The sequence below is a fragment of the Thalassospira sp. MCCC 1A02898 genome, assembly GCF_001618185.1.
GTDB classification, from domain to species: Bacteria; Pseudomonadota; Alphaproteobacteria; order Rhodospirillales; family Thalassospiraceae; genus Thalassospira; species Thalassospira tepidiphila.
This window is the reverse complement of the sequence record NZ_LPXK01000014.1, coordinates 23369-50319: the sequence shown is the minus strand read 5'-3', so window position 1 is coordinate 50319 and position 26951 is coordinate 23369. Positions and strand designations below refer to the sequence as shown.

The window sequence follows — 26951 nt, the reverse complement described above, 5'->3', positions numbered from 1 at the left end:
TCACCAAAGTTTTTGTTATTGCGTGCCAAGGAAGTCCCGCCCATGTCCGCTGCCACCCGGAATAATTCACCCTCCGCATCATCCGCCCCGGATCCGCAGACCACTGAGACCCTCATTCGTGAGGGACGCGCGCGTTCACGCGCCCTTGTCCGCGACTGGAACCTTAAACATGCCTATATCAACGGGGAATGGCGGGCGGCCGACAGTCGTGAAACGCTGGACGTGATCGACCCGGCCAAGGGCGACGTAATTGGCACAGTGCCATTTATGCGCACATCGGAGGCCCGGCAGGCGATTGATGGCGCCCACGCGGCCTTTCCGGCATGGTCGCGTATGCTGGCACGCGAACGGGCAGATATATTGCGCCGCTGGCGTGACTTGCTTGAAACCCATCAAGAAGACTTGGCAGCCCTGATCACCCTTGAACAGGGCAAACCGCTTGATCAGGCGCTTCGCGAAGTGGTCGGTGCGATTGCCTATGCCGAATGGTATGGCGAAGAAGCCAAGCGCGCCTATGGTCAAACCATGCCCGCTACCCAGCGCGATCGTCGCGTTGTTGTACAAAAACACCCCGTAGGTGTGGTCGCGGCGATTACGCCCTGGAACTTCCCGCTGACCATGGTGGTGCGCAAATGTGCGCCGGCATTGGCGGCGGGCTGCACTGTTATTGTCAAACCGGCCGAGGATACCCCGCTTTCCGCCTTGGCAGCCGCCAAACTGGCCGAGCAGGCCGGTTTCCCACCCGGTGTGTTTAACGTCGTGACCGGTTTGCCCCACCCGATAGGCGAGGCCCTGACAGGCGATCAGCGTGTTCGGATGTTGTCCTTCACCGGTTCAACATCGGTGGGCAAACGGTTGATGGAGCAGTGCGCGCCGACGATGAAAAAGCTGTCGCTGGAGCTCGGCGGCAATGCGCCCTTTATTGTCATGGACGATGCCGATCTTGATGCGGCCGTTGCGGGCGCGATGATTTCAAAGTTCCGCAACAGTGGCCAGACCTGCGTTTGTGCCAACCGCATTTTCGTCCAGGACGGTGTCTATGATGCCTTTGTCGAAAAGTTCGTTGCCGCCAGCAAGGCACAGACCATTGGCAATGGCTTTGTGCCCGGTACGGAATTGGGTCCACTGATCAACCGGCAGGCGGTGGCGAAGGTCGAACGCCTTGTTGCCGATGCCCAAAAACGCGGTGCAAACCTGATCTATGGTGCGGCCTTGCCCGAGGAAGGCTTTTTCACCCGACCACTTGTAATGACCGATGTGCCCGATGATGCAGATTGCTTTGACGAGGAACTGTTTGCCCCGGTGGCGCCGATCTACCGGTTTGGCACCGAAGATGATGTGATCACACTTGCCAATCGGGTGCGCACCGGACTGTCTTCTTATATCTACAGTCGCGATATCGGGCGTATCCAACGGCTTGCCGATCGTCTGGAAGTCGGTGTGGTCGGCATCAATGATGGCACCACCAGCCACGAAGGTGCGCCGTTCGGCGGGGTCAAGGAAAGTGGTCAGGGCCGCGAAGGTGGTCATTGGGGGCTTGAGGAATATCTTGAGCCCAAATACCTCAATTACGCCCTTAAGTCGGGCATCTGACGGCGTGTAAAGAACCCCCATATAGGCGGATCGTAAAACGGCAATATCCTGATCGGGTATTGCCGTTTTCTGCTTTTGGATGAGCTATGCAAAATTGTGCGGTGTGACTCTGGCGAAAATATCCACAATTTTGACCGCATTTGGCGAAAAATCGATCTGCACCAAGTATTTTTCGATGATTTTTCTTCTGCGCAGGACTTGAAATGCCGTCGGGCAGAGCATCTTCATATTAGGATCATCATAGATTTGCCGGGATGTTGAGGGTTTCCAAACGTGAAAATGCGAGCAAAACGAACGCCTTATTTGTCATGATACAAATATGTGAAATATGCATGACGAAATTGTATCACTGCTGATCATAGGTATGCGTTGAATGCATGTTTGGGGTGATAAAACTCTTCTCGTCGGTATGATCAAACAGGCGTACACCGGGTTTAACGAAACACACAGCGAAACCCCGGCGGGAACAACGCCGGATGCTTTTAAGAGGAAACGGACATGAAAATGTATCGTGATTATGACCTGGTTGCCCTGCAGCGCGAAGCTGAACATCTCCGTGCACAGGCTATGCGTCAGATGCTTGTTGCACTGGTACGCAAAGTTGGTGCCCTGTTTGGCGCACACAACAAACCCCACGGTGGTGTTGCTGCTGGCGCGTAAGTGCGCGGCTGACCACACCCTGCGACCGTTCAATCGGTACGCTTAAAAACGCCTCCGCATCTCGTTGTTGCGGAGGTGTTTTTGTTTGGGCTCTTCACCTTCGCAGTTTGCACCGCTATTAAGGGGGATCGACCCCGTTCGAATTGCGCAGAAGTTGGTCTTTATGAAACTTGCCCATTACGCCTTTGGCGAAGAAAACCGTGACAACGGCACCATCGTGATTGTCCATGGCCTTTTTGGTCAGGCCCGCAACTGGACGGCCATCGCACGGCGACTGGCAGAAAAGTATCACGTTGTTACCGCTGATTTGCGAAATCACGGACGCTCCGACTGGGACGCTGAAATGACCTATCCGGCCATGGCAGCCGATCTGGCCGAACTGATCGGCGAGGTATCCGATAAACCGGTGCATCTGGTCGGGCATTCGATGGGCGGCAAGGCATCGATGGTGCTTGCCCTGTCGGCCGATGCCGGTTTGGTTGCCGATCTGGTCGTGGTCGATATTGCCCCGGTTTCCTATGACCATGATTATAGCGGCTATATCAGTGCCATGCGCGATGTCGACTTTTCCACCATTTCGCGCCGCGCCGAGGTCGAAGACGCCCTGTCTTCTGGCGTATCGGAGAAAGGTGTTCGTCAATTCCTTGCCCAGAATGTCGCGACCGACAAGGAAACGGGTGCTATGTCATGGCAGGTCAATATCGATGCCATGGCCAATCATCTTGACGATATCATCGGCTGGCCAACGGATGGGCTTGCCGATCAGTATGATGGCGATGTCCTGTTTATTTCTGGTGCCAACTCGCACTATGTTGACCCCAAGGATCGCGATCACATCAAATCGCTTTTCCCCAAGGCGGCCTTTACCAGCATCAAGGGCGCTGGTCACTGGGTCCATGCCGAGAAACCCGACGCCGTGCTTTTGACCCTGTCTGCCTTCCTGAAACGCTAGTCCGGTGACGCCATCATGTTCGATCTGCCCAAAGGCTGGTCTCTTCCCGATCAGGATCACATCCGTGTCAGTGATATCGAATGTCTGTCGGACAACTGGTATCGGCTTTATCGCGTCAGCTTTGATCTGAAACGATCAGATGGATCGTGGCAAAGCCAGACGCGCGAAGCTTATGAGCGTGGCAATGGCGCGGGCATCCTGCTTTATAACCGCACGGACCGCACAGTGATCCTTACCCGACAGTTTCGCCTGCCAAGCTTTGTCAATGGCAACGAAGACGGCATGTTGATCGAAGTGCCGGCGGGTGTGCTTGATGATCGTGATCCGGCGGCAGCCGTCATTGCCGAGGTCGAAGAAGAAACCGGCTATAAGATCGGAAAGCCCCGCCAGGTCTTTGACCTGTTCATGAGCCCGGGATCCGTCACCGAACGTTTGCATTTGTTCGTTGCCGAAGTCACCCGCGATCACCGCGAAGGGGATGGTGGTGGCCTGCACGAGGAGGGCGAGGATATCCATGTGCTTGAGATCGGCTTTGACGACATCATTCCGATGATGGCTGATGGTCGTATCCGCGATGCCAAGACCGTGATCCTGTTACAGCACGCCCTTCTGACCAAGCTGTTTGATTAAGCCCGCCTCACCAAGGCAGCGCTGTACCGTCATAGGCAAAGAACCCGCCCGATTGCGGGGCATCTAGCTGATCAATGACGTTCAGCATATTGGCCGTCGCCTCGACCGGGCTTTGTACTTTCAGTCCCGATTTGGCAAACGGGCCGGAAAGCCCGGTATCGACCGTGCCGGGGTGAAGGGCCACACAAACGCAATCACGCTTGTTCCGCCCGATTTCAATCGCGGTGCATTTAACCAGCTGATTAAGTGCTGCCTTGGCCGCACGGTATCCGTACCAGCCCCCCATGCGATTATCCCCGATACTGCCAACTTTGGCCGACAGGGTGGCAAACACCGATTTGCCTGATCGCGGCAGCATTGGGCAGAAATGCTTCATCAAAAGCGCCGGTCCGATCGCGTTGATCTGAAACTGCTTGGCCATGTAGTCGGCATCAATCTGACGCAGGGATTTTTCCGGCTGGAAATTCTCGTCATGCAGATATCCGGTGGCATCAATGATCAGGCGCACTTCGCCACCAAGCGTTTTGACATAATCCGCGCATTCGGCGACGGTTTCAGGGCGATCAAAATCAAGGGCAGGGCTGTTGGATCGCGAAAGCGCGATCACCCCGGAAAACCGCCCGCTGGCCTGCAAATGATCGACAAAGGCCTTTCCGATGCCGCCTGTTGCGCCACAGACCACGGCAAATCCATCTTGGGGGAAGCTGTCAAATGCGGGCGGGTTGCTCATGTCGGTGGGCTCGGTTCTGTGATGGATGTTTTGATTACGGTTTGGCGGGGCAGGCGGTTCACATGTGTTGGGACGGTGCGTCTTCGAACGCTATTTGGTCACAAGCAGAGAGGATATCAAAATGGCGTTTGCTTATACTGAGGCCCAGAATGCACAGGCCGTCGCAGAGCTGCAATGGGCGAAGGCCGACACGATCATGTTCACAAAGTTTACATCGTGCATCGGGTTGATGGGGGTTAAGGATGGTAAGGTGATTGGTGTGCATCTGCCACTGCGCGATGACAGCAATGCGGTGACCGATGATGATGTGGATGCGGCGATTGCATTGCTTGATGGTGCTGCAAATCCAGTGATCATAGGGGCCATCAGTGCCTGGGAAGCCAGTGCATCGGGCGTGCTTAAACATCTTGTTGCCAACCTTAAACCGGTCGAACAATACGCCTTGGGTGATGGGACCTACGGCGGCTCGGTCGATAATGGCCATGTGGATCCAAAATATGTGTGATCACAATCAGATGTGAGCACAGAAAAAGCCGCCTGCTTTGGAACAGGCGGCTTTTTAAATTTTGATCACTGCGTGCGTTATTCGGCCGCGTTGATATGCGTGACGTTGGGGGCGCTGCGCGCACCTTTGCCTTCGTGATCGTGACGGCGGATGAATTCCTTGATCCGCGGGCTGATCTGTTCACGCCAGCGACGTCCATTAAAGACGCCGTAATGGCCGACACCCTGCTGCAGGTGATGCATGCGCATATTGTCAGGCAGATTGGTGGTCAGCTTGTGGGCCGCGCGGGTCTGTCCCATGCCGGTAATGTCATCACGTTCACCTTCAACGGTCAGAAGGGCCGTTTTGGTGATGGCGGATGGATCAACCGGAACACCCTGCCAGCGCATCGTACCTTCGGGCAGGCTGTGTTCGTGGAATACGACCTTCAGCGTCTGCAGGTAAAACTCGGCCGTCATATCCATGACCGCCAGATATTCCTGATAGAAATGACGCTTGGCATCGGCACTTTCGCCGTCACCTTCGACAAGATGATTGAACATGTCGTGATGGGCGGAAACGTGACGATCCCAATTCATGCTCATGAAGCCTGCAAGCTGCATAAAGCCTGGGTACACACGCCGCATCACACCCGCATGCGGCAGGGGCACGTGGGAAATCACATGCTGCTCAAACCAGTCAAGGGTGTGCTGCTTGGCGAACTTGTTGACCTCGGTCGGGTTTTCGCGGGTATCAATCGGGCCCCCCATCAGCGTCATCGATGCCGGCTGGCAGGCTTCGTTGCCTGCCGCCATCAGAGACGCTGCGGCAACCACCGGAACAGATGGCTGGCAAACGGCCATCATGTGGGTGTTCGGGCCAAGCTTGCGCAGGAAGCGCATCAGATAATCGATATAGCTATCAAGATCGAAGTGGCCAAGGTGGACGGGCACCAGGCGGGCGTCAATCCAGTCGGTGATATAGACATCATGATCGGGCAGAAGTGCTTCGACCGTGCCGCGCAGAAGCGTTGAAAAGTGCCCGGAAAGCGGTGCCACAATCAACAGGCGCGGGTCATCGGGCTGCGTTTTCAGATGGTCGGTTTCGCGCTTGAAATGCAACAGGTTGCAAAAAGCTTCGCTGTGGACGATTTCTTCGGTGACCGGCACGGTTTCACCGTTGATCACCGTCGTGTCCAGACCGAATTCCGGTTTGCCGTAACGATGGGTAATATGCGTGAACACGTCACACGCTGCGGCCGCTGCCCGACCCTGATGGGTATAGGACATTGGATTGGCCGGATTGCGCAGCCACTTCTTGCTGGCATCAGCAGCCATGCGAAGCGGGCTTATTGTGGCGTGCTGCAATTCATAAAGGTGATACAGCATTTATTCTCACTCCCGGGTGACCGACAAAGGTTTAAGTGGTCACCGACCTGGTTTACGGCATTTCACCCTGTTTTATCCGCGCACAGCGTAGCTGCGCGCGTAATCTGGCTTTTTTCAGAATTCCGGTCGGGACGAATAATTTCCGTTGTCCGATCTGACGCCCGTTGCTCAATATCTGGGGATCAGCGTTCTGAAATCCAATTGTTGCTTCAAAGCCTACTTGAGTTCCGCAGACAAGCAATAGCCATAAAGTATGAGGAAATGACGAATTATCTTTTTTCACCCTGATTCAAACGAAATTTTGCCGGTTTGTCGAGTGAAATTTTGCAATGCAGCGTAAACTGTTGCGATGCAATAAAAAGTTTTTGGCATGTAGCGTTGGTTCTTGGCAGGCGATTGATGAGATGAATGTGAGGAAGGCTCATGTTTTTTGTTGGGGGGCAATCTGGTACCGGGTACGTGCAAACCAAAAAAAAAGCGCCGCTATTGGGGAAATAGCGGCGCCAGTAGGCGGAGTATGCGGAAAGCATTATTGCGGTCCATGAGGCCCCATGGGGAAGACCGGGCGTAGGGAAGGTCTGACCGACAGGCGGGACAGGGTTTGGGTGCGGGGTTGCCTGCCGGTCAGACGCCCGTGATGGACAAAAGCTGGGTGGCTTATGGTCCGGGCCTCAGAAACACAAATAACGTGTGTTGGGAATTCCTAGACAAGACCGCGAAGGGTTTGGGCCATGCCAAGTCCGATCACAAACAGGAAAAATCCTGTGCTGCCGACAACAGCGACTGTGCTGCAAAGCTCGTTTAAGCGGGTCGGGTTTTCGATCAGTTTCAGCATGGTGTGTCCTCCTCAATCTGTCTGGAGGAACCATACTGTTCTGATTTTGTTCTCGCAAGAACAAAATTGGAACAAAATGACGATATCTATATTAAGTATTTGATATTAAATATAAATGTGATGTTCTCAAATGTTCTCATTTTTGGGTGAGAATGAGAACATTCACGTTAAAGGATGGGACTCGGGTTTAGTGAAGTCCGCAGAAAACAATGCCTTTACGCGAGTCTTGATAAAAAGAACGCCGATGTTCTTTTACTCGGCAGCATCAATCGTTGCAGCCGGGATGGCTGTGCGTGACGGGATGCCATCAACTTCGCTTGGAAGCGGTCGGGCGGGAACGGCACCTGCGACTGCGGCCGGCGTCGGCGGATGATCGGGGAACTGGCCGTGAACGCGGATATTCTCGCGATAGGCATTGGCCGATTTGCCGCGATATTGCCGGAAGCGACGATTGAAGTTGGACAGGTTGGGAAAGCCGTTATTTTCCGCAATCTGGTAAATCGGCAGATCGGTGCGTGACAACTGAACGCACGCCCGCGATATGCGGTATTCGTTCAAATATTCCACCACGCTGCGCCCGGTATAGCGTTTGAACAGACGATAGAAGCTGCTTTCACTTACACCCGCGACATCTGCCAGGGCAGAAACGCGCAGCGGTTCAGCGTGATGGGCATGGATGAAGGCAAGGGCGCGGTCAACCCGGATCGATTCACTGTTATGACCAGCCTCGCCCCGGAAATTGGCGGATGCCAGGGGGCGGTCAATCCCGGCCAGAAGGGTTTCCAGCATCTCAATCATCAGGATGAAGCGTGCGCGTGGTTTGGCACTATCAAGCTTGGGACAGATACTCTCTACCTTGGCAACCGCGTCCTCGGTAAAGGAAAGACCACGGCGTGCCCGATCAAACAATTCGTGGAAGTCGGCAAATTCGACAAAGTCATGGGTCAGGTTCTGCACCCATTCCTGAGACAGCCACATGACATAAACTTCAATCGGGCGGGACGGGTCGATACGTTTGCATTCCCACAAATGGGGCAGGTTGGGGCCGACCATGGCAAAGTCGATACCATCAAAATCCTGACGATGATCACCAATCAGACGCGATCCTTTGGCGTTGAGCGTCAGGGTCATTTCATATTCCGGGTGCTGGTGCCAATTACAACGGAAATCATCCCAGACATAATGGAAATAACCCCAGCTATACCCATCTGGATTGGTAATTCGTTCCTGGATGATTCGCATTTTAACCCGTCAATTGTAGGACTATTGGCGTTGAATTTGCAGAATAGTATCATCCTTTGAAGGATATGACACTTTGAAAAGGTCATATCAGGCGTATCCTTTTTCAATCGGATGGTTCCGCGCCGGGAAAGCAAAATCCGAATTGATTGTAGCCGGATAGTGCGACTGGGGTTCTGGCGCGGAACCCATCCTGCACAGAAATACGTCCAGTAAGAACAAACAAGGCAGCCGCCAAAAGGCTGCATGGAAAACAAACATCAATATAGGGAGGTCTCCATGACCTTGATGAAAAAGTTGCTCGCGACTGCGGGCGTCTTTGGCGCAGCCATCACCATCGCCGGGTCGGCACATGCAGCCAAAATCTCGATTTCGTGTGGCGCGGTTGGGCAGGAACTTGCGTTGTGTCAGGAAGGTGTCGATGCTTGGGCGGCCAAAACCGGTAACGAGGTTTCGGTAATTTCCACTCCGAACTCCACCACGGAACGTCTGGCCCTTTACCAGCAAATTCTGGCTGCCGGGTCAGCCGATATCGACGTGTTTCAGATCGATGTGATCTGGCCGGGTATTCTTGGCAATCACTTCATTGATCTGAACGATCATATGCCCGAAGAGGCCAAAGCACACTTTGAAGCCATTGTTGCCAACAACACCTTCGAAGATCGTCTGGTTGCGATGCCGTGGTACACCGATGCAGGTGTTCTTTATTACCGTAAGGATCTTCTGGAAAAGTACGGTGAGCCCGTTCCTGAAACCTGGGAACAACTGACCGCGACTGCCCAGAAAATTCAAGAAGGCGAACGCAAGGCTGGCAACGACAAGATGTGGGGCCATGTGTTCCAGGGCCGTGCGTATGAAGGTCTGACCTGCGACGCGCTGGAATGGGTTGTTTCCTATAACGGTGGATCGGTTGTTGAGCCAAATGGCGACATTTCGATCAATAACGATGCCGCCAAGGAAGCCATCCGCACTGCTGCGGGCTGGGTAGGTACGATTTCGCCGGAAGGCGTCCTTGGTTATGCCGAAGAAGAAGCACGTGGTGTGTTCCAGTCGGGCAACTCGGTTTTCATGCGCAACTGGCCTTATGCTTGGTCGCTGGCAAACTCTGCTGACAGCCCAGTCAAGGGCAAGGTCGGCGTCGCTGCCCTGCCAAAGGGTGGTGAAGATGGCCGTTCGGCAGCAGCCCTTGGCGGTTGGCAGCTCTCAGTGTCCAAATATTCCGAAAACCCTGAACTGGCCGCAGACCTTGTGAAGTTCCTGACCTCCTATGAGGAACAGAAACGCCGTGCCATCAAAGGGTCCTATAACCCGACGATTGCCGATCTTTATCAGGACGAAGAAGTTCTTTCGGCCAACCCGTTCTTTGGCGATCTTTATGACACCTTTGTCAATGCCGCACCGCGTCCGTCAACTGTGACCGGTTCAAACTATAACAAGGTTTCAAGCGAGTTCTGGCAGGCTGTTCATGGCGCCCTTTCTGGCAACCAGACTGCTGATGAGGCCCTTACCGGGCTTGAACGTAGCCTTAAACGCATCAAGCGTTCCGGTTGGTAACGCCCATCCGTCGAGCGGGGCGTCAAAACACGATGCCCCGCCGGCGGACACAATGCCGGTTTGCCGTGATGAACGCATCCGAAGTGGCGGCTGTTAACATCGGAAAACGGCAAGCCGGGTGACTGACGGGCATTGCTCCGTCTGACTTCAATATCAAGAGCAGTAACATGGCGCAGGTTTCGTCCCTGACACGTTCAAGACGGCGTTCGGCTTGGTTATTTCTGACCCCGATGCTGGTCATTCTGGCCGCAGTGGCAGGCTGGCCCTTGCTTCGAACGTTTATCTTCGGCTTTACCGATGCAAATCTTTCTGATCTTGGCAGCTACGGCTTTATCGGGTTTGAGAATTTTTATGCCGTTTATGACGGCGAGACATTCGGGCTTTTGGCCGACCCGGAATGGTGGCAGGCGGTCTGGAACACGATTTATTTCTCGGTGATTTCGGTCTCGCTTGAGACGTTTCTGGGCATCATTGTTGCCCTTGTCCTCAATCAGGAATTCAAGGGCCGCGCGCTTGTCCGTGCCGCTGTTTTGATTCCGTGGGCAATTCCGACGATTGTGTCAGCCAAGATGTGGAACTGGATGCTTCATGATCAGTTCGGCATCATCAATGACCTGTTCATTGCCCTTGGCTTTATCGACGCACCGATCGCGTGGACGGCCAATCCGCAAATGGCGATGGCCGCCGTCATCATGGTCGATGTCTGGAAAACCACGCCATTTATGGCGCTTTTGACACTCGCAGCCCTTCAGATGTTGCCAAGTGACTGTTACGAAGCCGCCAAGGTCGATGGCATTCACCCGGTCAAGGTGTTCTTAAAGGTGACCTTGCCGCTGATCAAGCCAGCCCTGATGGTTGCGGTTATCTTCCGTGCGCTTGATGCTCTTAGGGTGTTTGACGTGATTTACGTGCTGACGCCGAACAATCCCAACACCATGACCATGTCGGTATATGCCCGACAGATATTGGTCGATTTTCAGGAAGTCGGATATGGCTCTGCCGCATCCACTTTGCTCTTCCTGGTAATCGCGTTTTGCATCATGGCTTATATCATGATTGGCCGTGTGCGCCTTGATGAAGGGGGGCACTAAGATGGATATGACCTTTAATGACATCGTCAAAAAGGCCGGTTTCTATTTGCTGGTCGGTGTGATCGTCCTGTTTGCGGTGTTCCCGTTTTACTATGCGATCCTGACCGCGTTCGAAACCGGATCGGCCCTGTTTGAAGTCAATTATCTGCCCGAAAGCTTCAGCTTCGCGAACTATCTGTCAGTCTTCGAAGGCCAGCCGTTCGGGCGGAATATCTTCAATTCGATCTTTGTCAGCGTACTGGTGGTTGCTCTTTCCCTTCTGATGGGGGTAACGGCATCCTATGCGCTGGCGCGCGTCAAGTTCGCCGGACGTGGGTTGCTGCTGATCACCATTTTGTCGGTGTCGATGTTCCCGCAGGTGGCTGTTCTGTCGGGCATGTTTGAGCTGATCCGCGCGGTCGGGCTTTATAACAGCATGTTCGGTTTGGCGATTTCCTACATGATGCTGACCTTGCCATTCACGGTCTGGATCCTGACAGCATTCATGCGCGAACTGCCCCGCGAACTCGAAGAAGCGGCTGTCATGGACGGCGCCAGCCCGTGGACGGTGATCACCCGGGTGTTCCTGCCCGTCATGTGGCCGGCCATGGTAACCACCGGGCTTCTGGCCTTCATCATGGCTTGGAACGAGTTCCTGTTTGCCCTGACCTTTACCCTGACCAATGAACAGCGCACCGTGCCGGTCGCCATCGCCCTGATTTCAGGTGCCAGCCAGTTTGAAATGCCCTGGGGCAATATCATGGCGGCATCGGTCATCGTGACGGTTCCACTGATTGTTCTGGTTCTGATTTTCCAACGTCGCATCGTTTCCGGCCTGACGGCTGGCGCTGTCAAAGGTTGATGCGATCTCGTCCCAAATTGACTTGAAGGTGATCAAAAATGGCTTTGGCCGGTGATCAAAACTGGTGGCGCGGTGGCGTCCTGTATCAAATCTATCCGCGCAGTTTCTTTGATTCCAACGGTGACGGGATCGGCGATCTGCCGGGGGTGACCCAAAAACTGGAATATGTCGCGTCGCTTGGTGTGGACGGGATCTGGCTGTCGCCGTTCTTTACCTCGCCGATGAAGGATTTCGGTTATGATGTGGCCGATTATCGTGATGTCGATCCTATGTTTGGCACGCTGGCCGATTTCGATCATCTGGTTGAACGCGCCCATGACTTGGGCCTGCGGGTCACGATTGATCAGGTACTGTCACACAGCTCGGATCAGCATGACTGGTTCAAGGAAAGCCGTTCATCGCGTGATAACCCCAAAGCCGACTGGTATGTCTGGGCCGACCCAAAACCCGATGGCACGCCGCCCAATAACTGGCTGTCGATCTTTGGCGGGTCGGCGTGGAAGTTCGATACCACGCGCCAGCAATATTACATGCATAACTTCCTGGTCAGTCAGCCGGATCTGAATTTCCATAACCCGGATGTGCAGGCGCAGTTGCTTGATGATGTCGAATTCTGGCTGCGGCGCGGGGTGGACGGGTTCCGGCTTGATACGGCGAACTTCTATGTTCATGACGCGGAGTTGCGTGATAACCCGCCATGGGTTCCGGGCACACATCGCCCGGAAGGTGCACCAAAGGAAAACCCCTATACGCGCCAGATGCATGTCTATGACAAGACGCGCCCGGAAAATATAGCCTTCCTGCAAAAGCTGCGCGCGGTAATGGATAAATATCCCGGCAGTACGACGGTGGGTGAAATCGGCTCGGACAATTCGCTTGCGACCATGGCGGAATACACCTCAGGCGGGGACAAGCTTCACATGGCTTACACCATCAACCTGCTTGAAAGCCCGCTTGAAACCGTGCTTGTGCGGGATATGCTCAAAAACGTGTTTGATGTGCTGGGGGATGGCTGGCCATGCTGGGCAGTGTCCAACCATGACTTCATGCGCGTTGCCAGCCGCTGGGGCAAGGACAAGGGCGGAGACAATGATGCGCGCTTGCGCATGATCCCGGCACTTTACACCTCTCTGCGTGGAACCCCGTGCATCTATCAGGGCGAAGAACTTGGCCTTGAAGAAGTAGTTGTACCTTATGAACTGCTTCAGGATCCCTACGGCATTGAAATGTGGCCGGAATTCAAGGGCCGTGATGGTTGCCGCACGCCGATGCCGTGGCTGAATGCCAATGCACCACATGGCGGATTTACCTTTGGCGATCAGCCGTGGTTGCCGGTTCCGCCAGAGCACAGCGCACTTTCAGTGGCAGATGAAACTGACGATCCGAACTCGTTGCTGAATTTCTATCGCAATCTTCTGGCATGGCGCAAAAGCCATCCGGAAATCATCAATGGCGATATGGAGATGCTGGAAAATCTGGGCGGTGATGTCATTGCCTATGCCCGTATGTCTGGCGTTGTGCGCACGATTTGCGTGTTCAACACCACCCCTGATCCGGTGGCAGTCACACTGCCCGGACAATCCGAACCGAACTGCCCGTTTGCCACCGGCACAGTTGCAGGTAGTCGCCTGACGCTGCCGGGGTGGGGTTTTTATTTCGGGACCATATAACAAAAGAAGTCTGAGGGAAGTTTAAGATGTCTGATGTTGTTTTAAAGCAGGTCGAAAAGCGGTTCGGGCCGGTCCATGTCATTCATGGTGTGAACCTTGATATTCGCGATGGCGAGTTCTGCGTATTTGTCGGCCCGTCGGGGTGTGGAAAGTCAACGCTTCTGCGGCTGATCGCAGGGCTTGAGGATATCTCGGGCGGGGAACTGTCGATTGGCGGCAAGGTCGTTAATAATGTCGCGCCCAAGGATCGTGGTGTCGCGATGGTGTTTCAGTCCTACGCGCTTTATCCCCACATGTCGGTGTTTGACAACATGGCATTCGGGCTCGATCTGGCGAAAAAGTCCAAGGGCGAGCAGCATGAACGCGTCATGGCGGTGGCCAAGATCTTGCAGCTTGAAGAACTTCTTGACCGCAAGCCCAAGGAACTTTCCGGTGGTCAAAGACAGCGTGTCGCGATTGGGCGTGCGATTGTGCGCCAACCTGGCGTGTTCCTATTTGATGAACCGCTATCTAACCTTGACGCGTCACTGCGTGTGCAAATGCGCATCGAGTTGACAAAACTTCATGAAAAATTGAAGTCCACGATGATTTATGTGACGCATGATCAGGTCGAAGCGATGACGATGGCCGATAAAATTGTCGTCTTGCGGGCCGGTCGGGTCGAGCAGGTTGGATCCCCGCTGGAACTTTATCATCACCCGCAAAATCAATTTGTTGCAGGCTTTATCGGATCGCCTAAAATGAACTTCGTTCCGGCGGTTGTTGGGGCCGTTTCGCAACAAACTGTTACGGTTAAACTGGATTCTGGTAAAGACGTCGATCTGCCCGTTGATGGCAGTGGTCTTGCCACAGGAGATCGTGTAACAGTGGGCGTCAGGCCAGAACATTGCAGCATTGCTGATCAGGACACAGCATTGTTCGCAGGAACGGTCGATGTGGTTGAACATTTGGGCGAGGCTGGCCTCGTCTATGTGCAGACCGGTGCCGAAGAGCTTTTTGTTGCCCGTGTTGCTGGCGATACGGCAATCGCATCAGGGAGCTCTGTCGGGGTAACTGCCCGGGTACAGGATTGCTATTTGTTCGACCAGAATGGGAAGGCGAAACGCCGGCTTGCGGTCGATAACGCTCCGCTTGCGGCGCAGCTGTCTGCCAGATAGGCAGTTCCGGAAAGGCCGGGATTGCCACCACGGCAAAATGCCGTGCCCCGATTGTCTGCCAGGATCGCAAGATCCAGGGTCCCACCTTGGCGACGGGAAGGAAACGTTGGAAGGCTAAGGGCATAATGAAACAAAGGCAAAGGCTTAAGCATCGTATCGCGGATATCGTGATTTTCGGTGGGACCGGAGATCTGGCGTTACGTAAACTTTTTCCCGCACTCTACGAAATGGAACGCACCGGGCGTTTCGATGATGAGACCCGTATCTTTGGCGCATCGCGCAGCGAACATAGCGACGAAGATTTCCGGGCCAAGCTGGAAGAAGCCGGAAAGAAATTCATTCCCAAAGGCGAGTTCGAACCCGAGACCTGGGCGAAGTTCGCCAGCCGCATCGCCTATGTGCAGGTTTCTGCCGGTGATGAAAGCGGGTTCAAGGTCCTGTATGAAAAGCTGTCCGATCAGCCTGATCGTGATCGCGTCTTTTATTTCTCTACCAGTCCATCGCTGTTTGCCGACATGGCGTTTAATCTGAAAAAGGCCGGTCTGGTAACGCCGAATTCCCGTGTCGTGCTTGAAAAGCCGCTGGGTCATGATCTTGACAGTTGCCGTGAAATCAACGGCCAGATTGGTGAAGTGTTCGAGGAAAACCAGATTTTCCGTATCGACCACTATCTTGGCAAGGAAACGGTGCAGAACCTGATGATCCTGCGCTTTGCCAACGCGATGTTCGAACCGCTGTGGAACAGTGCGCATATCGATCACGTGCAGATCACGGTCGGCGAGGAAGTCGGGGTCGAAGGCCGCTGGTCCTATTATGACGATGCCGGTGCGATGCGCGATATGGTGCAGAACCATATGTTGCAGCTTTTGTGCCTTGTCGCGATGGAGCCGCCCTATGTCCTTGATCAGGACGCGGTCCGCGATGAGAAGGTCAAGGTGCTCAAAGCCCTTCAGCCGATCAATGATAGCAACATCGATAGCTCCACCGTGCGCGGCCAGTACCGCAAGGGCGCTGTGGGTGGCAAGGAAGTGCCGGGATACCTCGAAGAGGAAGGTGCCAATACCGACAGCACCACCGAAACCTTTGTCGCCATCCGGGCCGAGCTTGATAACTGGCGCTGGTCGGGTGTTCCGTTCTATCTGCGCACGGGCAAACGTTTGCCCAAGCGTCATTCGGAAATCGTCATTCAGTTCCGTGACGTCCCGCACCAGATTTTCCCGCTGGCAAAATCCATGACCAACTATCAGGCCAACAAGCTGGTCCTGCGCCTGCAGCCTGATGACGGTATCCATCTTGTGCTCAATAACAAGAACCCGGGACCGGGGCTTGTGCGTTTGCGTCCGACGGCACTCAACCTGTCCTTTGCCGAGGCGTTTGGTGGCCGAAGCCCCGATGCCTATGAGCGTCTTTTGCTGGATGCGATTGATGGCAACAACACCTTGTTTGTCCGCCGCGATGAACAGGATATTGCCTGGCAGTGGGTCGACGCTATTCAGGATGCGTGGCAGAACAATCATGTCACGCCCAAGGGATATACCGCCGGAACGTGGGGCCCGTCTGCTGCCATCGCCCTGATCGAACGCGATGGCCGGACCTGGAACGAAGAGGCCGGGTTCTAGCATTGTGCACCCCGGTACTTGTGTGCCGGGGCCTTGCGCAAACTCGCCATGACCCCAACTTCGGGAAGAAGACATGACAAACGAACGCACATTCAAAAGCGGCGATGAAATGCTTGCGGCAATGGTCAAGGAAACCGTTGATCGTCTGGAATTTGCCATCGCAACCCGCGGACACGCCAGCATTGCGGTCGCTGGTGGACGCTTTCCAAAGCCGCTGTTTCAAACCCTTTCACAGGCGCGCCTTGACTGGTCAAAGGTGATTGTCACCCTTGGCGATGATCGCTGGGTCGGGCTTGATGATGATCAGTCCAATGAAAAGTTGGTGCGCGATAACCTGTTTATCAACGAAGCACAGAACGCCCGCTTTGTGTCGCTGAAAACAGCCGATAACAGTCCGGAAGACGCGGTCGAAACCGTCAGCGCGCGTTTGCGAACGGAAATGCACTGGCCGCTTGATATCGTATTTTTGGGGATGGGGGATGATGGTCATACCGCATCGCTTTTCCCGTCCTCAACCCCCGAAGCCCTGGGTAATGGGCTTTATCCCAAGCATGGCGAACTGGTCGCCGCTGCCCGCCCGACTGTATCCCCGGTCCCGCGCATCAGCATGACTTTGCCCGCCATCCTGAATTCCCGGTACATTGCCATCCATATTACCGGACAATCCAAATGGTCGACCTATGAAACCGCGAAAAACGGCACGGAAATCGAAGAGATGCCGGTTCGCGCAATCTTGCAACAGAACGATGTCCCCGTCGATCTGTGGTGGAGCGCCGAGAACCCGAAAGGCTGAACCCCATGAAACGTGAAATAGAACAGATTACAAAACGCATTATCGAGCGTTCCAAACCAACCCGCGAAGCCTACCTTGCCAAGATCGAGGCAGCGGCCTCTGATCGCCCGCATCGCTCCGCCTTGTCATGTGGCAACCTTGCCCATGCCTCGGCCGGTTGCGGGGCTGCGGAAAAGCAACGCATCAACGGCGAAGACGGTGCAAACCTTGGTATTGTGACGTCCTATAACGATATGCTGTCGGCCCATCAGCCGTTGGGCGTTTACCCTGACCGCATCAAAAAGGCCGTGTTTGAGGCCGGCGGCACCGCACAGGTTGCCGGTGGTGTTCCCGCGATGTGTGATGGCGTGACGCAGGGCCGTCCGGGCATGGAACTGTCGCTTTTCTCGCGCGATGTCATTGCCATGTCGACGGCCGTGTCATTGTCGCATGATGTGTTTGATGCGGCCCTTTACCTTGGTGTTTGCGATAAAATCGTTCCGGGTCTTGTTATGGGCGCGCTTTCCTATGGCCATATCCCGGCGGTGTTTGTCCCGGCGGGGCCGATGCCATCAGGCTTGCCGAATAATGAAAAGGCCCGCATCCGGCAGCTTTATGCCCAGGGCAAGGTTGGCCGCAAGGAACTGCTTGAAGCAGAAACCGCGTCTTATCACAGCCCGGGCACCTGCACCTTCTATGGGACTGCGAACTCAAACCAGATGCTGATGGAAGTCATGGGCTTGCATCTTCCGGGGGCGGCGTTCGTTAACCCGAACACCGATCTGCGCGATGCGCTGACCGAAGAAGCCGCACGTCGTGCGCTTGCCATCACCAAGCTTGGCAATGACTATCGCCCGATTGGCAAAATCCTTGATGAAAAGGCGTTTGTGAACGGGATTGTTGGCTTGCTGGCCACCGGTGGCTCGACCAACCATACCCTGCATCTGCCGGCCATGGCGCGTGCAGCCGGGATCGAGCTTCGCTGGGATGATTTTGACGAGCTGTCGCGCATTGTGCCGTTGCTTTGCCGCGTTTATCCGAACGGGCAGGCTGATGTGAACCACTTCCATGCGGCAGGTGGCATGGGCTTTGTGATTTCCGATCTGCTCAAGAACGGTATTTTGCACCCGGATCTTGAAACGATTCATACCGGTGGCATGGCGGCCTATGGCACTGAGCCGTATCTGGATAATGGCAAGCTTTCGTGGCGTGATGCGCCGGAAACCAGCCATGACGAGGAAATCCTGCGTCCGACCGAAAAGGCATTCAGTGCCGATGGTGGCCTTCGCATGCTTTCGGGTAACCTGGGCCGTTCCGTGATCAAGGTTTCGGCTGTTAAGCCGGAAAACCGTGTGATCGAAGCCCCGGCGGCGGTGTTTACATCGCAGGAAGAAATGATGGATGCCTTCAAGGAGGGCAAACTGCATCGTGACGTCGTCTGTGTTGTCCGCTTCCAGGGGCCGAAAGCCAACGGCATGCCGGAACTGCACAAACTGACCCCGCCACTGGGTGTTTTGCAGGATCTTGGCTACAAGGTTGCCCTTGTCACCGATGGTCGCATGTCAGGCGCATCGGGCAAGGTCCCGGCCGCCATTCACGTGACGCCGGAAGGCATGATGAACGGCCCGATCGCCAAGGTTCAGGATGGCGATATCATCCGTCTTGATGCCGAAACCGGCGAGCTGTTGCTCAATGTCACCGACGCCGAATTGGCCAAGCGTGACTTTGCGACCTTTGACCATAAGGCCGAACATCAGGACGGCTTTGGCCGCGAGATGTTTGGTGTCTTCCGCGAACATGTTGGTCTGGCTGAACTTGGTGCCTCTGCGGCCTTCCCGGGGGAGGCTGAAGTCGCGTAATGCAGCTGGTTGGTGATATTGGCGGGACCAATGCCCGCTTTGCCTGGCTGGATGAGGCTGGCGATCCCCACACACCCATGACATTGCCGGTGCGTGAATATGCCACCATCGGCGATGCCATGCGGGACTTCATGGCGAAAACCGATTGCACGGACTTGCGTGAGTTTGCTGTGGCGGTGGCATGCCCCGCCATGGCTGATACGGTCAAGTTCACCAACAATCCGTGGGTGTTCTCGAAAGAAGCACTCAAGGCCGAATTCAATCTGGATCGGCTTGTTGTGGTCAATGACTTTACCGGTCTTGCCATGTCTGTGCCCTATCTCGGTGACGAAGACCTGATCACGTTGTTTGATGGTCCTGGACGTCCGGGTTTGCCATTGGCTGTGGTCGGGGCAGGGACCGGTCTTGGCGTATCGGGGCTGCTGCCACACGAAGGCAAATGGTTACCCATACAGGGTGAAGGCGGGCATGTATCGCTGCCTGCGATTGATGATCTTGATTACGAGATCGTCAAATTCCTGGGCCAGGAACTTGATCGTGTATCCGCCGAACGTGTGCTTTCGGGTATGGGGCTTGAAAACCTCTATCGGGCGCTTGCCGCGATTGATGGTCTTGATGTCGAACCCAAGACAGCGGCAGAGATCGTCGATGGTGCCCTTAAAGACGGTGACGCCTTGTGTCTTAAGGTGCTGGACCGGTTTTGCATGTTCCTTGGCGGGGTTGCCGGGGATCTGGTTTTGACCCTCGGCGCCTTTGACGGGGTGTTTATTGGTGGCGGCATTGGTCCGCGCATTACTGATTACATGAAGAAAAGCGCGCTCAAGGAGCGCATGATCGCCAAGGGGCGGTTCCGTGATTTGATGAATGATGTGCCGGTGCGCCTGATGACGGCGAAATACCCGGCCCTGATCGGTTGCGCCAAGATTTTAACGGCGTAATCGAAACCTGGAGGAAAGTTAATGAGCCTTTCATCGCGTGAAATTCTGTCCAAGGCACCGGTCGTTCCGGTTCTGGTTATCGAAGACGCCAACGATGCCGTGCCGCTGGCCAAGGCGCTTGTCGCCGGTGGGCTGCCGGTACTTGAAATCACCCTGCGGAGTGCCGCGGCCGAAGAAAGCATCAAGCGCATCATCGCCGAGGTGCCCGATGCGATTACCGGTGCGGGCACCGTGATCAATGCCAAACAGATGGAACGCATGGCCGAAATCGGATGTGCCTTCGCCGTGTCGCCCGGCCATACCGAAGGTTTGCTTAAGGCAGCCAAGGATACCGGATGCCCGTTGCTTCCGGGTGCCGGGACACCGTCGGAAATCATGAACCTGATTGATCATGGCTATGACACGCTGAAATTCTTCCCGGCTGAACAGCAGGGCGGTGTTTCGATGCTCAAAGCCATTTCCGGCCCGATCCCGCAGGTATCATTCTGTCCGACCGGTGGTGTGTCGCTGTCCAATCTGGCCGACTATCTGGCCCTGCCAAACATCATCACCGTGGGTGGTTCGTGGATTGCACCCAAGGATGCGGTCAAGGCAGGCGACTGGGGCAAGATCACCAAACTTGCGCAGGAAGCCACCGATAAGGTCAATGCGCTGCGCGGCTGAGTTTTGGGCTCAGTAGCCAAAGCCGAAATGCGAAAAAGGGACCCGGTTGGGTCCCTTTTTCTATCAGGGTCGTCCATGCGGCGATATGGGGGCCGCGCCCGATCACGCCTTAGCGCGAAATGCGGTCAACATACCAGGTCGAACCGTTGAATTTGCGCTGCAGACCAAGGTCGGCAAGTTCAGCATGGCTCAGTGAATCCCAACCGTAGCTCGCGGCTTTGGGTGCACGTGCCTTACCGATCTTGTTGGCGATCTTGCTCAGAAGCGATCCGAACGGCATGCGTTTCGCGAACGGGTCGGTAGCAGCATTGAATTGCGGTGCAGCGGAAACCGTGTGTGCCATGATGGCCTCCTGTGATCTACGGTTGATTTGCCTTTCGATGGGCGGAAAATGTCATATGCGAAATAAAACGGGAACTACTTTGTTTTGCATAGCTACTGTGCAAAAATGCACGATGATTTTGACAGATTCCAAGGGACCAAATAACGCCTATGAATTGGAATGATTTACGCTACTTCCTTGTTCTTGCGGAAGAAAATAGCCTGTCCGGTGCAGCGCGACGTTTGCGTAAAGAACATACCACCGTTGCGAGACGGATCGAGGCGCTCGAAAGTGATCTTGGCACAAAACTTTTTGACCGATTGCCACGTGGGTGGCAGCTGACATCAGCGGGTCGAAACCTTGTTCCTGTGGCCGAACGAGTCGAAGAAGAAGCCCTGACATTCGAGCGACAGGCAAAGGGCGATGAAGCCGCCCACGGGGTTGTGCGCATTTCCGTGCCCCCGGTTGCCGGGCGCGTATTGTTCGCGCCGCGCCTTGCCCGATTGCTCAAGGCGCATAAGGGACTCGAATTCGAAATCATTGGCGCGGCCAATATCGTCAATCTGGCGCGACGCGAAGCCGATGTCGCCGTACGCATGATCACGCCGCGTGAACCGGGCCTGATTACCCGCAAACTGGTTGAGCTGGGCGTGGGGCTGTATGGCGGGGTTGGTTACAAGGATCGCGTGCCGGAAATGGATTGGGAATTCTGTGGTTATGAGGACACCACATATGGCGCGTCCAAACGGGAATGGGTACGCACGGTGCTTGATCGTGAATTGCCCTGTCGGTTCCGCGCTGATGACACCGAAACCGTGCGTCAGTTCATTGCGGCCGGGCATGGTGTCGGCGTTTTGCCGCGCTATTTTGGTGATCGGGATGATGAACTCGAACTGATCCACGCAGATGTCGAAGGGCGCAGCCGTGAAAGTGTGTGGATGGTGGTGCACCCGGATATGCGCCGATCGCCGGGCGTGCGACTTGTTATGGATGCTCTGATCAAGGCGGCTAACAATATCGCCGAGGAATATCAGGTCTGAGCAGCAAACCAGACATGCAGGCAGGCAACCCTACGCGTTGTTTTCTTTGAAATAAAATTGATCAGGTTGCTATCTGGCTGCGTAATGATTTATGGCTCGGGATCATGCGCGATCCCGTATTTGTTTATTTCATACAGCCGCACGTCTGGCGGCCTGTATGCATGTGGCGGTGGGTATGACATCGACCCGGGATTTGGAAAACCTGCTGAGGCAGTCGATCGAAGGCAATACGGATGCCTTCGAACAGCTTTATAATGCAACATCAGCGAAACTTTTCGGTATCGTCCTGCGTATCTTGAGAAATCGCGCCGAGAGCGAGGACGCCCTTCAGGACATCTATGTGCGTATCTGGCAAAAGGCGGGGGATTTCGAACCCGGTCGTGCCTCGATCATCACATGGATGGCAACCATTGCCCGCAACCGGGCGATTGATATCGTCCGGCGGCAACGCCCGGAAGCCGATATAGAGGATGCAGATATTGAAACGCTGATATCGTCGGACTCTGCATTTGACCAGATGGCGGTTGCAGACGAGATGCGGCAACTTGACCGTTGCCTGAACGATCTCGAAGACGACCGCCAGCAGATCGTAAAGCTGGCCTATCTCGAAGGCTGGTCACGTGCCGAACTGGCGGAACGCTTTGCCCAACCGGTCGGAACGATCAAGACATGGCTGCATCGCAGCCTGAGACAATTAAAGGAATGCCTGGGAACATGACGGACCGGGATGATATTGACATGTTGGCGGCGGAATATGTGTTGGGGACTCTTGAGCCCGCACAACGCCAATCCGTTGAGACACGTCGCAGCCAGGAACCCGAACTTGATCGCGCGATTTCTGACTGGGAAGCGCGCCTGTCGCCGTTAAATGCCCATTATGATGCGGTTGCCCCGTCGCGCGATCTGTTTGCCGGTATTCGTGCCCGGATCGAAGGTGCCGCACAGGCCACGCGCCAAGCCGCCAGCCAGCACGTGCCGGGTGTGGTGGAATTCGCCAAACTCAAACGTCGACTGGCCGTGTGGCGTGCCAGTGCGCTGGGGGTTGCGGCGATTGCTGCCAGTCTGATTGTGGTTGTGCTTTCAAACGATCTGAATTCCCCGGTTCAGAACGGGCAGTTTGTTGCCGTTTTCCATCGGGATGACACGCAGCCGGCCTTTGTCATGAGTGTCGATCTTGAAACCCGCGAAGTTACCATTCGCCCGGTCGAGGCGACCGTTCCCGAAGGCAAGACCTATCAGCTTTGGATTGTGACCGAGGAAACTGGGCCAAAACCAAAATCGCTTGGCCTGCTTGAAAACATCGCCAATCCGACAACCAAACAGCTTGGCGGATTTGATCCGGCCATGTTGCGCAATGCAACGTTTGGCATCAGCCTTGAGCCCGAAGGCGGTTCTCCGACCGGTCAGCCAACCGGTCCTGCGATCCATGGGCGCCTGATTTCCGTCTCTCAGTAAAAAAATCACCTTTGCTGAAACCCGTTTGATTTGGCTGCGTAGCTTCTGTGTGTGCGATGAAACGCATGACATGAGCGAGCGCAGAAAACAGCGCGTTCCAGATCAAAAGCAAAGGAGACTTCACATGACCTTCAAAGCCAAAGCAACGGCAAAAGCAACCGGCGTGATCACGGCAATGATGCTGAGTGCCGGTTTTGTATTCGGCGGTGCCGGTGCGGCAAACGCAATGGGTCCGATGGTCGAAGCCATGGATCAGGATGTTTCGGGTGGCGTGGTGACCGCATCGAAAATCATGGCGGGCGAAAACGGTTGGCTGGTTGTCCATCGCACCAACAGCGATATGAAGCCGGGGCCGGTCGTTGGTTATGCACCGCTTAAAAAGGGTGAAAACATGGATGTATCCGCCATCCTGCAGGAACCGGTAAAGTCCGGCGAAATGTTGATGCTGATGGTGCATTCCGAAGCCGGTGGCATGAAAACGGGTGTCTTCGAATACACCCTGGGTGCCAAGGAAGACGGCCCGATCAAGCCGGACGGGAAACTGGTGATGAAAGTTGTATCTGCCCAGTAAGGCAGAGGCCTTTTTACCCAAATAGACGCGATCGTTTGCAGCCCGCAAGTGCCCCCTTGCGGGCTGTTTTTATGTCCGGGTCAAAGCCAGCCCAGCTGTCTTGCCGACGCCAGCAACAGCATCACACCAAACAGGGTAATGATTGCAGCCCCGGTAAAGCCGACCGTGCGGCGAATGATACCCGACGATGTTTCCGAAACGCTGAACAGATGCTGTGTGCCTGTGCGAATGCCGATGGCGGCCAGTCCGATCAGGCTGATGGTGATCGCAACGCCCAGCGCCATGGCAAAGGCGGCGCCAATCCCGATCAGAAACATGCCATTGGCCAAGGTAAACAGCAGCACAAGGATCGATCCAGTGCAGGGTCGCAATCCTGCGACAACACCGGTTGAGATCATCTGCCAGTTGGATTGAGCTGCCGGGGCATCGTGATGGTTGTGGTGGTGGCTGTGGTCATGGTCGTGACTATGATCATGTGCATGATGATGATGCTCGCCCGGTCCGTGGTGATCGCAACAATCATCACGGCCTTGCAGGATGCGAAGCGCCATCACTGCGCCCAAGGCGGCAATCAGGGCGTATGAAACCGCCTCCATGATCAGGCCGTTCTTGGTGACTGCTGCCGGGCCCAGATTAAGGATCAGGGTCAGTCCACCGACCATGACGATGGCCGAAACCGCCTGAACGGCGGCAATCAGGCTGCCCATTGCCACACCCTGTTTCCATCCGGCATCGCGCGACAGGAAATAGGTGGTGGTGATCATCTTGCCATGACCGGGGCCCGCGGCGTGAAAAACGCCATAGCCAAACGACAGGGCAGTAATAACAAGGCCCGGCCAGAAGCTATCACCGTCCTTGGCTTCGCGGAGGGTTGCGGTGATTTCACGATTGAGTTTGGTCTGAATGATCACCGTTTGGCCAATAAGGTCTGAAAGCCAGTCGGGCAGGGCAATCGGGCTGTCTTCGACGTTGTCGGCATCGGGATTGGGCGCAGGACTGCTTTGGGTGCTATCAGCTGCCCCGCGACCCAGAAGGTTTGATGATTGTGCGGCTGCCGGATTATTCGACGAGAACGAAATCGCCAGGAGCAAGGCCGCCAGAACTGCTGCTATCTGCCACCTTGGCCGCGCAAACAACATCGGCACGGATTGGCGCGACCAGGTCAAAATAGATGCGGTTCTTTTCATCTTCGCTCATCTCGAAATGGCAGGACAGGTTTTTGGCCCCCACAAACAGGACGGGATCGACCTGTGTGTAGGCGACATCGATATAGTATTCGGCATCATAGACCGACAGGCTGATGGCATCCTTGATTGGATCGAGTGGTGTTTCGAGCATCAGCTTGAAGTCATAGCTTACCCGGCGGTCATCGGTGATATCGGCAACAAAATCAGTCGCACCGGCAAAGGATACCAGTTCTTCGTTCTTGCGCAGATGGGTCAGCCAGGAAAACTCGGAAAGGGCTGCAAAGGCATTGTCGTGTACGGCGGTGTTTTCTTCGTCAAAGAACCGGGTGTCCTGGTTTTTGTCGAACTCGTCGATCATGGTCATGCTAAACAGATCGTCAAACAGCCAGCGCACGCGAATGGCGGTAATCTTGTCGTTCTCAAAAACGAATTCGGCATTCGCGTCGATCCAGACATGTGGATGCGCAAATGCCGAAGGGGCGGTTGCCAGCATCGTCATGCCGGCAACCAAAATCATTGCGGTGCGCTTACGAAGCGTCGCCAAGGCAATCGACAAGTGCGTCGACATTTTGTGCGAGAATTTCCTGATAGGCAGTCGGTCCCGCAGCAATGTAAAAGCCAAGCGGGTCAAGCGTACCGGTCCGGATGCCAGTGTCAGACACGACGGCCTGAACGATTGCCGGGCGGAATTGCGGTTCGGCAAATATGCAGACAGCGCCGGTATCATGGATTTTGTCTTCGATTTCATGAAGGCGTTTGGCTCCGGGCTTTTGATCTGGCGAAACTGTAATCGATCCGACCGCGTTCAGGCCAAGGCCGGCTTCGAGATACTGATAGGCATCATGGAAGACCACATAGGGCTTGTCCTGGACCGGTGCAACTTTTGCCCGAAGATCATTACCAAGGTTGGTCAGGCTTGCAAGTAGTGTCTGCAGGTTTGCGCGATAGTCGTCGGCATGTTCGGGGTCAATCTCGGCCAGTTCATCGGCGATTGCAATCGCGATGGTCGCGCCATTGGCCGGATCCATCCAGATATGCGTGTCGATACCGTCATGTTCGTGGTGTTCGGTGACGTCATGATGGTCGTCATCATCATGTTTTTCATGTTCGGCCACATGGTCGTGATCATCATGTGCCGCCTGATCATGTTCGGCTTCGTGGTCGTGATCATGGTCATCATCGTGGGCATGGTCGTTATGATCGTCATGCTCCTCATGATCATCATGCATGTCACCTTCATGATCATGCATGTGACCTTCCCACGTGCCGCCTTCGCGCATATTGCGCAGTGACAGTTGCGACAGGGAAACCAGTTCAAGCTGATGGCTATGGCCCGAAAGACTTTCAAGCGGCTTTTCAAGGAAGCCTTCCAGCGCATGCGAAACATAGATCACCAGATCGGCATCGTTTAGCGCACGCGCCTCGCTTGGCCGCAAAGAATAGGTATGCGGCGAAGACGCGCCATCGATCAACAGAACCGGCTCCCCGATGTCTTTCATGATGGCACTCGTGATGCCGTGGATCGGCTTGATCGAGGTCACGACTTTCGGGGCATCGTCGCCATGGGCGGCCGCGGTCAGCGGGGCGGCAACAAGGATCGGGGCGGCAAATACAATGTGACGGAGGGCTCGGCGCAAGGAAGGCATGTGGGTGATCCGGTTTGCAATGGGTTTGATATTCGATATGTGTTGTTATGATATA

Annotated in this window: 27 protein-coding genes; 19 read left to right on the top strand and 8 right to left on the bottom strand. The window is 55.1% G+C overall.

Going from position 1 to position 26951, the window contains the following annotated elements; genetic code table 11:
• Window positions 1-42: 42 nt before the first annotated feature.
• The 4 genes from AUQ41_RS19655 to AUQ41_RS19645 all read left to right on the top strand — a co-directional run bounded on the left by AUQ41_RS19655 (window position 43) and on the right by AUQ41_RS19645 (window position 3835).
• The gene (locus AUQ41_RS19655) at window positions 43-1593 is read left to right on the top strand and encodes an NAD-dependent succinate-semialdehyde dehydrogenase (RefSeq protein WP_232308478.1); all 1551 of its coding nucleotides are present in this window, start codon (window positions 43-45) and stop codon (window positions 1591-1593) included.
• 498 nt (window positions 1594-2091) lie between these two features.
• On the top strand, window positions 2092-2253 hold the full coding sequence (locus tag AUQ41_RS20790) for an RSP_7527 family protein (RefSeq protein ID WP_157088485.1): 162 nt from the start codon (window positions 2092-2094) through the stop codon (window positions 2251-2253).
• Window positions 2254-2416: 163 nt separating this feature from the next.
• Entirely contained in the window at window positions 2417-3205 is a 789-nt protein-coding gene (locus tag AUQ41_RS19650; RefSeq protein ID WP_063090230.1) for an alpha/beta fold hydrolase, read from the top strand.
• Between the two features lie 15 nt (window positions 3206-3220).
• Entirely contained in the window at window positions 3221-3835 is a 615-nt protein-coding gene (locus tag AUQ41_RS19645) for an NUDIX domain-containing protein (protein WP_063090228.1), read from the top strand.
• A 7-nt stretch (window positions 3836-3842) separates the two neighbouring features.
• Here the strand turns inward: AUQ41_RS19645 and AUQ41_RS19640 are convergent, their stop codons facing one another.
• Window positions 3843-4565, bottom strand: coding sequence for an SDR family oxidoreductase (locus AUQ41_RS19640; protein WP_063090226.1), 723 nt, complete (start codon window positions 4563-4565; stop codon window positions 3843-3845).
• Between the two features lie 121 nt (window positions 4566-4686).
• On the opposite strand from AUQ41_RS19640, the gene AUQ41_RS19635 reads away from it, so the two are divergent.
• On the top strand, window positions 4687-5070 hold the full coding sequence (locus tag AUQ41_RS19635) for a hypothetical protein (protein WP_063090224.1): 384 nt from the start codon (window positions 4687-4689) through the stop codon (window positions 5068-5070).
• A gap of 77 nt (window positions 5071-5147) precedes the next feature.
• On the opposite strand, the gene AUQ41_RS19630 is transcribed toward AUQ41_RS19635, so the two are convergent.
• The 3 genes from AUQ41_RS19630 to AUQ41_RS19625 all read right to left on the bottom strand — a co-directional run bounded on the left by AUQ41_RS19630 (window position 5148) and on the right by AUQ41_RS19625 (window position 8514).
• On the bottom strand, window positions 5148-6437 hold the full coding sequence (locus AUQ41_RS19630) for a polyhydroxyalkanoate depolymerase (RefSeq protein ID WP_008892138.1): 1290 nt from the start codon (window positions 6435-6437) through the stop codon (window positions 5148-5150).
• Window positions 6438-7140: 703 nt separating this feature from the next.
• On the bottom strand, window positions 7141-7272 hold the full coding sequence (locus tag AUQ41_RS21305; RefSeq protein ID WP_255356223.1) for a hypothetical protein: 132 nt from the start codon (window positions 7270-7272) through the stop codon (window positions 7141-7143).
• Between the two features lie 252 nt (window positions 7273-7524).
• Entirely contained in the window at window positions 7525-8514 is a 990-nt protein-coding gene (locus AUQ41_RS19625) for an AraC family transcriptional regulator (RefSeq protein WP_064790521.1), read from the bottom strand.
• Between the two features lie 276 nt (window positions 8515-8790).
• Between AUQ41_RS19625 and AUQ41_RS19615 the strand changes: the two genes are divergently transcribed.
• From AUQ41_RS19615 to AUQ41_RS19570, 10 genes are all read left to right on the top strand, one after another.
• Entirely contained in the window at window positions 8791-10065 is a 1275-nt protein-coding gene (locus AUQ41_RS19615) for an ABC transporter substrate-binding protein (RefSeq protein ID WP_198155662.1), read from the top strand.
• Between the two features lie 167 nt (window positions 10066-10232).
• Window positions 10233-11156: a carbohydrate ABC transporter permease gene (locus AUQ41_RS19610; RefSeq protein ID WP_063090219.1), complete on the top strand. Its 924-nt coding sequence runs from the start codon at window positions 10233-10235 to the stop codon at window positions 11154-11156.
• A gap of 1 nt (window position 11157) precedes the next feature.
• Window positions 11158-11997: a carbohydrate ABC transporter permease gene (locus AUQ41_RS19605; RefSeq protein WP_083952911.1), complete on the top strand. Its 840-nt coding sequence runs from the start codon at window positions 11158-11160 to the stop codon at window positions 11995-11997.
• A 38-nt stretch (window positions 11998-12035) separates the two neighbouring features.
• Complete coding sequence (locus AUQ41_RS19600; RefSeq protein ID WP_063090217.1) at window positions 12036-13667, top strand: alpha-glucosidase; 1632 nt, start codon at window positions 12036-12038, stop codon at window positions 13665-13667.
• Window positions 13668-13693: 26 nt separating this feature from the next.
• On the top strand, window positions 13694-14824 hold the full coding sequence (locus AUQ41_RS19595; RefSeq protein ID WP_063090215.1) for an ABC transporter ATP-binding protein: 1131 nt from the start codon (window positions 13694-13696) through the stop codon (window positions 14822-14824).
• Between the two features lie 125 nt (window positions 14825-14949).
• Complete coding sequence (zwf, locus tag AUQ41_RS19590) at window positions 14950-16443, top strand: glucose-6-phosphate dehydrogenase (protein WP_063090213.1); 1494 nt, start codon at window positions 14950-14952, stop codon at window positions 16441-16443.
• A gap of 73 nt (window positions 16444-16516) precedes the next feature.
• Window positions 16517-17236 carry a 6-phosphogluconolactonase gene (gene pgl / locus AUQ41_RS19585; protein WP_063090211.1) on the top strand — a complete coding sequence of 240 codons (720 nt, stop codon included), beginning with the start codon at window positions 16517-16519 and terminating at the stop codon, window positions 17234-17236.
• Window positions 17237-17241: 5 nt separating this feature from the next.
• Entirely contained in the window at window positions 17242-19074 is a 1833-nt protein-coding gene (gene edd, locus AUQ41_RS19580; protein ID WP_008892135.1) for a phosphogluconate dehydratase, read from the top strand.
• Window positions 19074-20012 carry a glucokinase gene (gene glk / locus AUQ41_RS19575; RefSeq protein ID WP_063090208.1) on the top strand — a complete coding sequence of 313 codons (939 nt, stop codon included), beginning with the start codon at window positions 19074-19076 and terminating at the stop codon, window positions 20010-20012. Before edd ends, glk begins: the two co-directional genes overlap by 1 nt.
• 21 nt (window positions 20013-20033) lie before the next feature.
• Window positions 20034-20675 carry a bifunctional 4-hydroxy-2-oxoglutarate aldolase/2-dehydro-3-deoxy-phosphogluconate aldolase gene (locus AUQ41_RS19570; RefSeq protein ID WP_063090206.1) on the top strand — a complete coding sequence of 214 codons (642 nt, stop codon included), beginning with the start codon at window positions 20034-20036 and terminating at the stop codon, window positions 20673-20675.
• Between the two features lie 109 nt (window positions 20676-20784).
• Here AUQ41_RS19570 and AUQ41_RS19565 read toward each other — a convergent pair whose 3' ends face one another.
• Complete coding sequence (locus AUQ41_RS19565; RefSeq protein WP_063090204.1) at window positions 20785-21018, bottom strand: hypothetical protein; 234 nt, start codon at window positions 21016-21018, stop codon at window positions 20785-20787.
• 149 nt (window positions 21019-21167) lie between these two features.
• On the opposite strand from AUQ41_RS19565, the gene AUQ41_RS19560 reads away from it, so the two are divergent.
• The 4 genes from AUQ41_RS19560 (at window position 21168) to AUQ41_RS19545 (ending at window position 24063) form a co-directional block, all read left to right on the top strand.
• Window positions 21168-22037: a LysR family transcriptional regulator gene (locus tag AUQ41_RS19560; RefSeq protein WP_008892128.1), complete on the top strand. Its 870-nt coding sequence runs from the start codon at window positions 21168-21170 to the stop codon at window positions 22035-22037.
• Window positions 22038-22212: 175 nt separating this feature from the next.
• Complete coding sequence (locus tag AUQ41_RS19555) at window positions 22213-22755, top strand: sigma-70 family RNA polymerase sigma factor (RefSeq protein WP_063090442.1); 543 nt, start codon at window positions 22213-22215, stop codon at window positions 22753-22755.
• Window positions 22752-23492, top strand: coding sequence for an anti-sigma factor domain-containing protein (locus tag AUQ41_RS19550; RefSeq protein WP_063090203.1), 741 nt, complete (start codon window positions 22752-22754; stop codon window positions 23490-23492). The genes AUQ41_RS19555 and AUQ41_RS19550 overlap by 4 nt, the downstream gene beginning before the upstream one ends.
• A gap of 124 nt (window positions 23493-23616) precedes the next feature.
• The gene (locus AUQ41_RS19545; RefSeq protein ID WP_120225230.1) at window positions 23617-24063 is read left to right on the top strand and encodes a hypothetical protein; all 447 of its coding nucleotides are present in this window, start codon (window positions 23617-23619) and stop codon (window positions 24061-24063) included.
• Between the two features lie 80 nt (window positions 24064-24143).
• On the opposite strand, the gene AUQ41_RS19540 is transcribed toward AUQ41_RS19545, so the two are convergent.
• The 3 genes from AUQ41_RS19540 to AUQ41_RS19530 are packed head-to-tail and all read right to left on the bottom strand — an operon-like array spanning window position 24144 to window position 26896.
• Entirely contained in the window at window positions 24144-25154 is a 1011-nt protein-coding gene (locus AUQ41_RS19540) for a nickel/cobalt transporter (RefSeq protein ID WP_063090201.1), read from the bottom strand.
• Window positions 25123-25818 carry a DUF1007 family protein gene (locus tag AUQ41_RS19535; protein WP_063090199.1) on the bottom strand — a complete coding sequence of 232 codons (696 nt, stop codon included), beginning with the start codon at window positions 25816-25818 and terminating at the stop codon, window positions 25123-25125. The genes AUQ41_RS19540 and AUQ41_RS19535 overlap by 32 nt, the downstream gene beginning before the upstream one ends.
• Complete coding sequence (locus AUQ41_RS19530) at window positions 25778-26896, bottom strand: zinc ABC transporter substrate-binding protein (protein ID WP_063090197.1); 1119 nt, start codon at window positions 26894-26896, stop codon at window positions 25778-25780. Before AUQ41_RS19530 ends, AUQ41_RS19535 begins: the two co-directional genes overlap by 41 nt.
• Window positions 26897-26951: the final 55 nt, after the last annotated feature.